At 72.1% G+C, this 12,426-nt stretch carries 9 protein-coding genes, 2 tRNA genes and 2 pseudogenes; 6 read left to right on the forward strand and 7 right to left on the reverse strand.

Annotation, left to right across the window (positions count from 1 at the left end; translation table 11 throughout):
• Positions 1–116: 116 nt before the first annotated feature.
• From PP1_RS15725 to PP1_RS15740, 4 genes are all read left to right on the forward strand, one after another.
• The gene (locus PP1_RS15725) at positions 117–1,325 is read left to right on the forward strand and encodes a sensor histidine kinase (protein WP_010229610.1); all 1,209 of its coding nucleotides are present in this window, start codon (positions 117–119) and stop codon (positions 1,323–1,325) included.
• Positions 1,322–1,924 carry a response regulator transcription factor gene (locus PP1_RS15730; protein ID WP_010229608.1) on the forward strand — a complete coding sequence of 201 codons (603 nt, stop codon included), beginning with the start codon at positions 1,322–1,324 and terminating at the stop codon, positions 1,922–1,924. Before PP1_RS15725 ends, PP1_RS15730 begins: the two co-directional genes overlap by 4 nt.
• A gap of 375 nt (positions 1,925–2,299) precedes the next feature.
• Positions 2,300–3,484, forward strand: coding sequence for a hypothetical protein (locus tag PP1_RS15735; protein WP_010229606.1), 1,185 nt, complete (start codon positions 2,300–2,302; stop codon positions 3,482–3,484).
• A complete protein-coding gene (locus PP1_RS15740) occupies positions 3,478–3,696 on the forward strand; it encodes a hypothetical protein (protein ID WP_010229604.1) in 219 nt (72 codons plus the stop codon). Before PP1_RS15735 ends, PP1_RS15740 begins: the two co-directional genes overlap by 7 nt.
• A 46-nt stretch (positions 3,697–3,742) precedes the next feature.
• On the opposite strand, the pseudogene PP1_RS15745 reads toward PP1_RS15740, so the two are convergent.
• Together PP1_RS15745 and arsB are read right to left on the reverse strand one after the other, a co-directional pair.
• Positions 3,743–4,086: pseudogene (locus PP1_RS15745) on the reverse strand (arsenate reductase/protein-tyrosine-phosphatase family protein).
• Positions 4,083–5,052, reverse strand: a pseudogene (gene arsB, locus PP1_RS15750) (ACR3 family arsenite efflux transporter). Before arsB ends, PP1_RS15745 begins: the two co-directional pseudogenes overlap by 4 nt.
• A gap of 718 nt (positions 5,053–5,770) precedes the next feature.
• Between arsB and PP1_RS15755 the strand changes: the two are divergent.
• Together PP1_RS15755 and PP1_RS15760 are read left to right on the forward strand one after the other, a co-directional pair.
• Positions 5,771–7,975, forward strand: coding sequence for a hypothetical protein (locus PP1_RS15755; RefSeq protein WP_139323738.1), 2,205 nt, complete (start codon positions 5,771–5,773; stop codon positions 7,973–7,975).
• Positions 7,972–8,400 (forward strand): hypothetical protein, encoded by a 429-nt coding sequence (locus PP1_RS15760; protein ID WP_010229596.1) that lies wholly within the window; start codon positions 7,972–7,974, stop codon positions 8,398–8,400. Before PP1_RS15755 ends, PP1_RS15760 begins: the two co-directional genes overlap by 4 nt.
• Positions 8,401–8,418: 18 nt before the next feature.
• Here the strand turns inward: PP1_RS15760 and PP1_RS15765 are convergent, their stop codons facing one another.
• The 5 genes from PP1_RS15765 to PP1_RS15785 form a co-directional block, all read right to left on the reverse strand.
• On the reverse strand, positions 8,419–9,189 hold the full coding sequence (locus tag PP1_RS15765; RefSeq protein ID WP_139323737.1) for a hypothetical protein: 771 nt from the start codon (positions 9,187–9,189) through the stop codon (positions 8,419–8,421).
• A 111-nt stretch (positions 9,190–9,300) separates the two neighbouring features.
• Positions 9,301–9,376: transfer RNA gene (locus tag PP1_RS15770), tRNA-Arg, on the reverse strand.
• A 54-nt stretch (positions 9,377–9,430) separates the two neighbouring features.
• A tRNA-Ser gene (locus tag PP1_RS15775) sits at positions 9,431–9,520 on the reverse strand.
• A gap of 100 nt (positions 9,521–9,620) precedes the next feature.
• Positions 9,621–11,618, reverse strand: a complete 1,998-nt coding sequence (locus PP1_RS15780; RefSeq protein ID WP_010229592.1) for an acetoacetate--CoA ligase — start codon at positions 11,616–11,618, stop codon at positions 9,621–9,623.
• Between the two features lie 100 nt (positions 11,619–11,718).
• Positions 11,719–12,414 carry a dienelactone hydrolase family protein gene (locus PP1_RS15785; RefSeq protein ID WP_010229591.1) on the reverse strand — a complete coding sequence of 232 codons (696 nt, stop codon included), beginning with the start codon at positions 12,412–12,414 and terminating at the stop codon, positions 11,719–11,721.
• Positions 12,415–12,426: the final 12 nt, after the last annotated feature.

A 12,426-nucleotide genomic window follows, 5' to 3' on the forward strand; every position in this document is an offset into this window, starting at 1 on the left:
GCGCTGTGTCCAGTTCAGACGCCGGGCGCGCTCGCCAGAAGTGCCTGGCCGTCATCGGGATCCGGGAGCTTTCGCTGTCCGATCCGTGACATCTGTCATGGTCGTAGGCTGAGCGGATGGAGCGGACGGCCGAGCGCACCGCGTCGACGGCCGTCGACGCGCGTCGCGCCGTCCGGCTCAGCCGGGGCATCACCGTCACCTGGTGGTACATGGCCCTGGCGGTCGTCGTCTTCGAGCTGTTCGTCGTGGCCCTGTCGATCAGCGCGCTCGCCGGGTCCGGCACCGGGCCGGTGCCGACCGGTGTGGTCGCCGCGAGCGGGGTGGTGTGGTTCCTGACGACGCTGCTCCCGCTGCACGACTACCGGCGCCGGTCCGACGCCGTGTCGCTGGTGGTCCGGCGCCGGCACCTCGCACCGCTGGTGACCGGTGTGGTCTTCGGGCTCGCGGCGGGCGTCGCCCTCGATCTCTGGGTGCTGGGCGCGCTCCCGGTGCTGCAGGCCGCGGTGCTGTTGAACTGGCCGTCCGGGACACGGGCCCGGCTGGTGCTGGCGGCGACCGCCCTGCTCGTGGCGCTGGCGGTGATCGACTCCCGGCTCACGCTCGCGGAGAGCGGCGCTCCGAACTGGACCCAGCTGGTCTTCCTGTCCACCGTCCTCCCGGCGATCACCGTGTCGTCGCTGTGGTGGTGGGACGTCATCGAGGCACTGGACCGGGCACGGGTGTCGGAGGCGCGGCTCGCGGCGGCCCAGGAGCGGCTGCGGGTGGCGACGGACGTCCACGACCTGCAGGGACACCATCTCCAGGTCGTCGCCCTGCAGCTGGAGCTGGCCGAGCGGCTCCTGCCGGGCGACCCGGACGCCGGCATGGCGCAGCTGGCGGCGGCGCGGGTGAGCGTCGACGAGGCGCGGCAGGGCACCCGGGACCTGGCCACCCGGTTCCGCTCCGTGCCGCTGGCCGACGAGCTCGCCAACGCGGTGGACCTGCTGCGCGCGGCGGGCACGAACGCCGTGGCCGAGGTGGATCCGGACGCGGCGGCGGCGCCGGCCGGGACCCTCGGCCCGGTGGTCCGCGAGACGACGACCAACGCGCTGCGCCACGGGGGCGGCGGCTGGGCCCGGCTGCGCCTGACCCGCACGGACAACACGTGGCGCTACGAGATCTCCAACGACGTCACCGGCCGCCCGTCCGACGACACCGGCGGGTCCGGGCTGGACGGGATCGCGCGCCGGGCGGCGGAGGGGGGCGGTGACCTCGAGGTACGGCGGGACGACTCGGTGTTCACCGTCGTCGTCACCGTGCCCGCCGACGTACGGGAGGCCGGATGATCCGGGTACTGCTCGCCGACGACGAGGGGATGATCCGGTCCGCGCTGGCCGCGCTGCTGCGCCTGGAGCCGGACATCGACGTCGTGGCGGAGTGCGCCGACGGTGCGGAGGCCGTCACCGAGGCGCAGCGGCTGCGGCCGGACGTCTGTCTTCTCGACCTGGAGATGCCGCAGCTCGACGGCGTCCAGGTCACCGAGCGGCTGACCCGCAGCACCGCCACCCGGTGCGTGATCGTCACGCGGCACGCGCGGCCGGGGGTGCTGCGCCGGGCGCTGGCCTCGGGGGCGGCCGGGTTCCTGCCCAAGTCCCGCAGCGCCGACGAGGTCGCGGCCGTCATCCGGCGCGCGGCCGCCGGCGAGCGGTACGTCGATCCGGAGATCGCGGCCGACGCCCTCAGTGACGAACGCTCCCCGCTGACCGACCGCGAGCTCGACGTCCTGCGGGCCGGACGGCGCGGGGAGTCGACCCAGCAGATCGCGCGCGCCCTGTCCCTGGCCCCGGGCACGGTGCGGAACCACATCTCGGCGGGACTGCGCAAGCTCGCCGTCGACACGCGTCAGCAGGCCGTCCTCGTCGCGGAGGAGCGGGGCTGGATCTGACCGCGGACTCCCGAACGACGACGAAGGCCCTCCCGGTCGGGAGGGCCTTCGCTGTGTGTGCGCCCGAAGGGATTCGAACCCCTAACCTTCTGATCCGTAGTTGGCGTGCCCGCGTCCGCAGGTCAGGATTTCGAGGTACCGGCTCGCGGTGCCCGCACCAGATCGGGCGTGACCGGCACCAGTGCCGCGTAGTTCGTGGACCGATCCGTGGACCGGCCCGTGCCCGCTGTCCGCGAACGGATCTCCCCACACGGTCGATGTGTGATCTAGGCAACAATTGATGCGGTTCTGACGGAATCCCGTCGTCGCCGTTTCTGGAAGGTAGAGGGTCCGGCGATCCGAGCCGGGTACCGTGAACTTCCGAAGGAGGTCATCATGGCCGACGAGGCCGGTGACGACACCTCCCGCTCCCCGGGACGGTCCGACGAGCCCGCCGTCCGCGACGGGATGGTGCAGCTCGGTCGGCTGGGCCCGGGCCCCAGCTTCCTCGCCGCCGCCCGGGGCGCCTCGCTCGGAACGTTCTTTCCAAGGGACCACTTCTTGGGTCACGACTCCGCCCTGTTCGCGAACCAGATCGGGGCCAGCCTGGCCGAGGCGATCCGCCCGAAGATCCTCAACATGCTGCCCACCACGGCCTCCGTGCTGGGGTTGCAGCACCAGTCGGTGATGAACAACTTCAGTGCCAGCCTGCTCGGCCGTTTCCCGGCGTGGGACGCCGGGTTCTCGATGTTCGAGCCGACGGACCTGGTCCCCTCCCTGCGGCTCGGCCCACTGCTCGACGGGCTCCGGCCGGAGATGACTGGGCTCTCCCTGCTGACCGACAGCGTGATCGAGCAGTTCCGTGTCGGGTTGGTCGGGGAGCCGTGGCGGGACCTGCTGCGCATGGGCCAGCGCGCCGCGTGGTGGGCCGTGTACCGGGCGTACGAGGCGATGGAGCGCGGTGACACCCGTGCACTGGAGCAGTTCCTGCGGGACTGGCTGGATGTCCGGCCGTCGCAGAAGGCCGTCGAGGCACTCCACGAGGCGCTTCTCATCGTCGACCTCGCCGCGGTGCCGCAGGAGGACGGCTGGGAGCTGATCGACCTGGTCAAGGTGCAGTTCCGCGACAGCGCACGGGAGTGGAACCGGGCGCTTCGGGGGGATGTCGGGCGACAGATCGGGCAGGGCCGCTGGGTCCACCCCCTCCCCGAGTACGAAACGACGGTGCGGGTGCCGGGGATGCCCGACCTCGCGCTGGAGGACGACCGGGTCGTCGACTGGGTCGAGTCGGGAACGCTCACCGGGCCCGCGGCCGCGCTGCTCGCCGGGCTCTCCCGGGAGGACCAGGCCGTGGCCATGGTCAAGGCGTCGCACGGCTGCGGCTGGTCGGCCGCGGCCGAGGTGTGCGGCCGACCGCGGCGCGACGGTGACGCCATCGCGCAGCGGCTGCGCCGGCTGCGCAAGCGGACGGGTGCGGTCCCGGGGTACGGGGACACGTCCTCGCCGACGTCCGGATTCACCAGTACGGATTCCGGTCTGATGGTTCCCCACCAGTTGCGCGAGGAGCTGCGGCCGTGGTGATCTTCCTCGACGCCGCTGCGGCGGGGGTGCTGGCGACCGCGCTGACGGTCGTGGTCCGCACGGTCTTGAGGGAGCTGCGCTGGTGGCTGGCCCTGTACGGAACCGCGCCAAACGACCGCCCGGACATCATCCGGGCGTTGCGGATGCGCGGCTCCGACACCGGGTCGAGCGTCACGGGCTCCGGTCGGCCGCCCGACCCGGCGAGGACATGAGCTGGGCGAGCAGATCACGGATCAGTCGTTCGATCTCGTCGCGGATTTAGCGGACGGCGGCGACGTCTTGCCCTCCGGGATCGGCGAGCTGCCAGTCGAGGTAGCGCTTGCCCGGGAAGACGGGCAGGCGTCGCCGCACCCCATGGTGATGACGACATCGGATGCCTCGACAGCGTCGGTGGTGAGCTTCTTCGGAGCAGCGTCGGTGAGGTCGACACCGATCTCGGCCATGGCCTCGCGTACCGCGGGGTTGATCGTGTCGGCCGGGGCGGACCCGGCGGAGCGGACGACGACGGCGCCGGCGGCGGGGTGGGTGAGCAGTGCGGCGGCCATCTGGCTGCGGCCGGCGTTGTGGACGCAGACGAACAGCACCTCGGGCACGTGGGTCATGACGGATCTCCGATCGGAGTGAAGAGGCGGCGTCGCAGCCACAGGGAGACGTAGACCAGGGCGACGAGGACGGGGACCTCGATCAGTGGGCCGACGACCCCGGCGAGGGCCTGGCCGGAGGTGACGCCGAAGGTGCCGATGGCCACGGCGACGGCGAGTTCGAAGTTGTTGCCCGCGGCGGCGAACGCGAGGGTGGTGGTGCGCTCGTAGCCCATGCCCACGGCGCGGCCGAGGGCGTAGGACCCGGCCCACGTCAGGGCGAAGTAGACCATCAGCGGCAGCGCGATCCGGGCGACGTCGAGGGGCTGGAAGGTGATGGCGTCGCCCTGCAACGCGAACAGCAGCACGATGGTGAACAGCAGGCCGTAGAGCGCGAACGGTCCGATCCGCGGGATCAGGCGCTCCTCGTACCAGGTGCGACCCTTGGCGCGTTCACCGATGCGGCGGGTCAGGTAGCCGGCGAGCAGTGGGATGCCGAGGAACATCAGCACCGACTTCACGATGTCCCAGATGGAGAACGCGACGTCGGTGACGGGCAGCCCAAGCCAGCCGGGCAGGGCGACGAGGTAGAACCAGGCCTGCGCACCGAACGCGATGACCTGGAACACCGAGTTAAGGACGACGAGCACGGCGGCGGCCTTGCGGGCGCCGCAGGCGAGGTCGTTCCAGATGATGACCATGGCAATGCAACGGGCCAGCCCGACGATGATCAGCCCGGCGCGGTACTCGGGTAGGTCGGGCAACATCAGCCAGGCCAGCGCGAACATCAGCGCAGGCCCGAGGATCCATCACGAGCAGGCCGAGTGCGATCGGCATCGAAATCCCGTCGACGGCGAGCGCGTCAAGCGCGGGGCGCCATGCCGGGAACCAGGCGACCGACCGCGCCAGCGCAACGCTCTGAGCTGCGATGCAGTGCGGCGGGCCGGGCTCGAACCGGCAACCTGACGGGTCCCGAGTCGCCTGCACGACGGTGGTCCCTGGTAGTCAGCTGGCGCCGTTCTCACTGTTCAGCAACAGTCTTGATGTTCTGCGGACGTCAGCGCCGATCGGCGAGGTCCGGAGGTAAGCGTTGGCATTCTCGTTGGCGACGATCGTGAAACGAGCTCCCACGTGAGGACTCTCGTCACGTCCTCCAGCTGGCCCCGACGGGCCGGACGAGCGGCGCCGCCGCCTCCGGCTCGGCGTCCGGCGCGCACGCCCGCCACGGTGTCAGTCCCGGCCGGGAACGCGAACTTTCAGCGCCGACGAGTTGGGCGGCAGGGAACGGATGAAAGTGGACCGGCACTGATCGCTCGCGAAGCGCGGAGATATTGTACAAGTCGTCCGACATCCCCGACCTCCACGTCCGGCACCGTAACAGGCTCGGCGAGCCGACGCGCCGGGACGAACCCGGCGTCGGCGGCGACGCAGCCGATCGAATTCTGAGCGCGGCGCCGGGCAGCTGTGTGGGAGACTGGCCGTCTCGCCGCACCGGGCGAGCGACGTCGCATCCCCGCGGCGTGGGCCGAGGCCCACGCCCACCGGGCGCCGCGGACCGGCCATTCAGGTGGCAGTCCGAGGTTCGTGCGGCCGACCCAGCCGGGTGCGCTGCCCGCATCGGGAGACCGCGGTCCCCCCGGGAGCGACAGGTGACCGGGGCGCCCGCCCTGACACGCGATCTCCGTTCGCGTGTCAGGAGACACCTGTGCCCCAGCACCCCAGTTCCGCGCGACCCAGTTCCGTGCCGCCGGAGGCCGCGCCGTTCGCCGAGCACGACCGGTTCGCGGCGCTGCTCAGCGACGAGCGCCCCGACGCCTCCGAGAGCCCGCAGGAGGCCGTGCGCGTCATCCCGCTCGGCTCCGGCGAGAGCTGGACCCTCAAGGTCGGCCCGCCCAGCGCCGCGAAGGCGGCAGAGAGCCGCTTCGCCCGCCGCGAGCTCTCGGGCGTGATGGTCAGCCCGGCCGGACGGGAGGCGCTGTTTCTGGGCGCCCTGGACCCGGGCGGCGTCGCCGACGAGAAGATCAAGCGCCAGCGCGTGAGCAACGGCTGGCTGCTGCGGATCGACGACGTTCGGCTGTTCACGCCGCTGGTGAACCTCAGCCCGGCCAACGACCGGCTGCTCGCCGACACGATCTACGCCGCCGACCCCACGCTGAGCGCGCGCGGCGGCGCTCTCTCGGCGGTGCCGATGCCGACCTCGCACCCCGACCACTCCTCGCTGGTCTACGCCTGCGACCGCACGCTGCTTCGCGACGCGAGCGACGTCAACATGGAGCGGGTCCTGAAGGACAACCCGGTCGACGTGGGCACGCGCATCATCGAGCAGCCCATCACGCTCGTGGCGGCGGCCTACGCCCCGGGCGTCGACAGCGAGGGCTACCCGGCCCTCGGCCCGGACTCCGCAGCGCCGGAGGAGCTCGTCACGGTCGACGGCAATAGCCGCACGGCCGCCGCGTTCCGGAACGTCTCGTTCGAAGTCCACCTGCTGCCGCAGCGCCTCCATGCGCTCTACGCGGCGGAGCCCCTGGTGACGCTGCGGCCCTCGCTGCTCAACCAGATGACCTACGTCGAGCGACGCGACCTCACCCGCAAGCTGCTCAAGTTCTACAGCGACCATTTCACGGCGCTGCGGCAGCGGGAGGCGCGGGGACCGCTCGGCGAGCGCGACCGCCGCTCGAAGGACGCGGCCGCCCGAGCGCTCAACAGCCTGACTGTGCCGGCGACGGTGATCGTCGGGTACATCGACGACGACTCGATGTTCCACGGCAACGCGCGCTTCGCCACCGCGGTTCGCGAGGTGCTGCAGGGGATGAACGTCGCCCCGAAGCCGTTCGACGAGGGCGCCCGGATCGGTGTCTCGGCCGAGCAGGCGGTCGCCGCGCTCCACGACGCCCGGCTCCTCGGGCCGCAGGGGTGCACGGCGGCCGTCTCCGGCGCCACGCTCGACACGCTGATCGGGCGCACGCCGGTTGCCGACGCCATGGCCCCCCTCGACCTGACTGCCCTGGCCGATCTCCGCGCGGCCGTCGTCGTGCGCGAGTTCACCCGCTCCGGTCCACAGGTGTCGCGCGTGCTGCAGGGGCCGCTGAACACCACGCAGGTACACCTCAAGCACCGCTCCGCGCCCGTGGTGGAGCTGGCGCTGCGCGGCTACACCGCCCGCAACGACGTCAAACAGATCGACAGCATGCGCAAGGTGCTCTTCTCCGGCTCCGGCGGCTGCCTGTGGCGGGGCCTGCTCACCACGCCGTGGGAGGTCCTCGACATCGCGACCGACAACGATGTCGACGGGCTCGCCGAACTGGCGCTCCAGCAGCTGAAGGCGGCCCCCGCCCTGCCGCAGGGCGCGCTCTGCCTGCTCGGGGTCCTCGGTATGACCGCGCTCGTGACCGGCGGCTACCTGTTGGCCGCCGGTGGATCGGGGGAGCATGTCGCGGCCGGCCTAGAGAACGTCACCGGCCGGGTCAGCATCCAGCGCGGCAGCGTCGGCAGCGTCGTCGAAGCACTCCTCGGACGGGAGTGGGGCGTGCGCCTGCTCGCCGACGCCGTCAAACGCTCCCGGTCGGGGCTGAGGCCCCGGCTGATCGACGCCAGCACCGGCGAGTTCGCGGAGCTCCCGCCCGAACACGGCGTCGCGCACGTCAACGCGGCGCTGCGGCGCATGCTCAAGAAGGCGGACGAGCCCGACGTCGAGGAACTGACGCACGCCGACAAGCAGCGCCGCGCCTTCACCGCGTTCGCGCAGTCGCTCGCCTCCTCGAAGGAGTCGCTGGCGGAGCTGCTGGCCCTGCACTCCGACCGGCGCGAGCTGATCCCGTTCGCCCAAGCCGAGGCCTCGCTTCTCAACCTCGACGCCATCGCGGGGAACTTCCGCTCCGTCGTGGAGCCGCGTCCCCTGGATCTCTCGTGACGGGCGCACCCCGGCGCGTCTGGGGCGGTGTGGCGCGCATGGACGAGGCCCGCTACGACGTCCTGGCCGCCGCGCTGCCGGTGCCGCTGCTCGAGCACCGCGCGGTCTGCGTGCCGCTCACCGAGTGCACCGGCGACGACACGAAGGTCGTCTACGTCGCGGTCACCACCGGCGGCTACGCGTGCTACGTCGGGCAGGCCCGGCGGGGCGCCGACGCCCGCGGCGCGGCATCCCGCCGCATCGGCGCCCACCGGTACGAGCCCAGTAAGGCGGCCGAATGGGCTGGCTACTGGGTCCTGCCGCTGCCCGGGGCGACCCGCAAGGAGGTCGTCGACGACTGCGAGCGCACTGTCGCGGCCATCCTCGGCGTGCCGCTGCGCAACCGGCGCTGGCGCTCAGCCCAGCGGCGGCTCTATCACACCTGAGGCCCGCGCGCTGGGGTTTCACGCGCGGTGGCCGCACCGACGGGCTACGGTCATCGTGTGCGGGCCACGCCGCCCCCTTCGCGCTGTCGGTTCGACGTCTCGGCGGTCGCGGAGCGGCGGGGCGATCTCGTCCGTCTGGGCGCCGTTCTGGAGCGGGTCACCCGCGATCAGGTCGACGTTGGGCGGGCCGCCCCCCACCGACGCTGCTCTGTCCACAACCTGCCCGCCGCCGATCCCCGCCCGGCGGGACGCGGCGGCAGAACGCGGAACTGTCGGATCACCCTGACCGCCGCCGGACAGGAACACCCGGCCGTCGCCCGCCCGGACGTCGCCTGGAACCTCAACGGCGTACCCCGCCGGGTCCGCAGCGAGGCCAACCAGACACGGCTGCCCAGCGAGATCCCCCGCAGCGACGCCACCCTCGTCGACGCCACCGACAGCCGCGACGACGCTGTTCAGCTGGCCGACCTCCGCCGAGACCCGGGTCGTCGGGTCGATCTCGTGCTGCGCCATCCAGCGTTCGAGCAGCCCCCCGACCGTCGCCTTGGTCCGGGCGACCTTCAGCTCGTCGGCGTCCGCGAGGAGCCGGGTCCGGACCTTCTCGGCCTCGCGGTACGCCGCCTTCTCCGCGCGGTCTCCGGTGCCCTCGATGTCCACGCTCTCGCACAGCACGATCCGCTCACCGGTCGAGGAGTCCTCACCAGCCGACACCCGGACCTCGGAGCACCGCGCACGGCGGCGGATGCTCCCTCGCTGGCGCTTCACGGAGGCGTCGGATCGGCTGGCCACGTGGCGGAAGCTAGCAAGGTTCGTGGACCGGTTCGTGGACCGCGATCAACTTCTGGCCTGAGAACGAGAACCGGCCCTGACCGTTCGTACTGGTCAGGGCCGGATTTCGTGTGGTGCGCCCGAAGGGATTCGAACCCCTAACCTTCTGATCCGTAGTCAGATGCTCTATCCGTTGAGCTACGGGCGCGTGCTCTTCTTCAGTTGTCGGCCGCCGGTCCGATCTCGTTCCGCCGTGCCGGTGCGGAGGCTCCGGGATTTGAACCCGGGATGGGGGGTTACCCCAAACCGCATTAGCAGTGCGGCGCCATAGACCAGACTAGGCGAAGCCTCCCCGGTGCCTCACGGCCACCAGCGAGGACAACACTACACGGCACCCTGACCGGGCCGGAACCGGGGTCGGGCGATCACCCGGGACCCCGGTCCGGCGCTGATCAGCGCCCTGCCATGGCCACGAACGGGGCCAGCGAGTCCGGGTTCTGGAGCGCCCCGGAGGACACCGCCTTCGCCGGGTCGGTGCCGGAGAGGATCTTCTTCACCGGGACCTCGCACTTCTTGCCGTTCAGCGTCCGCGGCACCGCGTCGACGACGACGAACCGGTCCGGCACGTGCCGCGGCGAGAGCTCCTTGCGCAGCGCCGTGCGGAGCGCCGGCTCGACGTCGTCGAGGGACACGCCGTCGTCGAGCACCAGGAAGCAGAGCAGCGCGCCCTCCTCACGGGCGCCCAGCGCGGTGGTGTCGATGACCAGGCAGTCGGCGACGCCGTCGAAGTTCTCGACGACCGAGTAGAAGTCGGCCGTCCCCATCCGCACCCCGCCGCGGTTCAGCGTCGAGTCCGACCGGCCGTAGATCACGTAGGAGCCGCGGGGGGTCCGGCGCACCCAGTCGCCGTGCCGCCACTTCCCGGGGAAGTCCTCGTAGTAGGACTCGCGCAGCCGGGTGCCGTCCGGGTCGTTCCAGAACATCACCGGCATCGACGGCGTCGGCGTCGTGATGACCAGCTCGCCGACGTCGTCGAGCAGGTCGGTCCCGTCCTCGCCGTAGGACCGGACGTCGGCGCCCAGCGCCGCACAGGACAGCTCACCGAGCCACACCGGGACGGTCGGGGCGCTGGTCAGGAACGCCGCGCACACGTCGGTGCCGCCCGACACCGAGCAGATCTGGATGTGCTTCCCGGCCGCGTCACCGATCCAGCGGAAACCCTCGACCGACAGCGGCGCCCCGGTGGAGCCGAGCGCCTTCATCGCGGACAGGTCGTGGTCGTCGCCGGGACGCAGGCCGGCCTTCATGCAGGACTGGACGTACGGGGCGGACACCCCGAACAGCGACACCCGGTGCTTCGCGGCGAGCGCCCAGAGCGCACCCAGGTCCGGGTGCCCGGGGCTGCCGTCGAACATCACGACCGTCGCGCCCACCAGCAGGCCGCCGACGAGGAAGTTCCACATCATCCAACCGGTGGTGGTGAACCAGAAGAACCGCTCCCCGGGCCCCAGGCCGTGCTGCAGCCGCATCGCCTTGAGGTGCTCCAGCACGATGCCGCCGTGCCCGTGCACGATGCCCTTCGGCAGCCCGGTCGTGCCGGACGAGTAGAGCACCCACAGCGGGTGGTCGAACGGGACGGCGGTGAACTCCAGCGGGCCGGCCTCGGCGGTGAACTCCGACCAGGACACGGTGCCGTCGAGGGTCGCGTCCGGGTCCAGGTACGGCACCAGGACGGTCGCGCGCAACGACGGCATCTGCTGCTGCAGCGACGCCACGTTGGACCGGATGTCGAAGCCCTTGCCGTTGTAGCGGTAGCCGTCGACCGCGACGAGCACCGTGGGCTCGATCTGGGCGAACCGGTCGTGCACCGCACGGGCGCCGAAGTCCGGCGAGCACGACGACCAGATCGCGCCCAGGCTGGCCGTGGCGAGGAACGCGACGAGGGTCTCGACCGAGTTCGGCGCCAGCGCGACGACCCGGTCACCCGTCCCCACCCCGGCCCGGACCAGGCCGGCCCGGGCACGCGCGACCTGGTCGCGCAGCTCGGCGTGGGTGACGGTGCGCTCCAGGCCGTCCTCGCGGACGAACTCGACGGCCACGTCGTCGTCCGCTCGGGCGGGGCCGGGGGTGAGGGCGTGCTCCGCGTAGTTCAGCGTCGACCCCGGGAACCACTGCGCGCCCGGCATGTCCCGCGCACCGAGGGTCGCGGTGGGCCGGTCGTGGAAGATCACGCCGGAGTACTCGGCGACCGCCGACCAGAACGCCTCGAGGTCGGACACCGACCAGGCGTGCAGCTGCGCGTAGTCCGTGACGTCGGTGATCGGCGCCCCGCGTGAGTCGCGGGCCCACGTGGCGAACGCGACGATCTCGGTGTGCGGCACCTGTTCCGGGTCGGGCCGCCACAGGAGCTCAGGGATCTCCGGGTCGGTCACGGTCTGCGCTGACGACATGGATCCAGCTTCCCCGACCGGGCGGCCCGCGCACCAGTGGTCGCCGGACACACCCCGGCCGCCGTGCTGGGGCGGGACCACACCGCGGGCGCCGGGCGGGTCAGCGGAGGTGGGCGTCGTACCAGTTGAGGACGCGCTCCCACGCCTCGGCGGCGGACTCGGGGTCGTCGTCGAACCGGTAGCCGGTGGAGGGGAACACGACGAGATCGGTCGCCACCCCCGACGACTCGGCGGCCTCGCGCAACCGGGCGACGGCCGCGCTGTCGGCGGCCTCCGAGTAGATCCCCAGCCACGGGCAGGTCAGCTCGGGCGCGGTCTCCACCAGCGCGGGGACGCTGTGCGACGGGGACCGTTCGACCCCCTCACCCGCCACGGTGACGGCGGCGCCGAGGGTCCGGTTCGCCGCGACGTGCAACGCCACCGTTCCGCCGATGTCGAACCCGAGGACGCCCATCCGGTCGGGCTCGATGCCATTGTCCGCCAGCCAGCCGAACGCGGTCTCGCAGTCGTCCATCACCTGCTGCGGCTCCAGGCGGCCGAGCTGCTCGGCGACCTCGGTGTCGCTGCCCGCGCCGAGGTCGTCGGCGTCGTCACGGTGGTAGAGGTGCGGGGCGACGGCCAGCCAGCCGTCGCCGGCCAGCCCGGTCACCAGCAGCCGCACGGAGTCGGTGACGCCGCGGGCCTCCTGCAGCACGACGACGCCGCCGCGGGCCGGGCCGTCCGGCTCGCCGACCGTGAGCCGTAGCTCGCTCCCGTCGGTCAGCGGAACGCCCTCGGTCCGGATCCCCGTACTCATGGGGTCACTCAA

The organism is Pseudonocardia sp. P1 (assembly GCF_000178675.2).
GTDB lineage: Bacteria > Actinomycetota > Actinomycetes > Mycobacteriales > Pseudonocardiaceae > Pseudonocardia.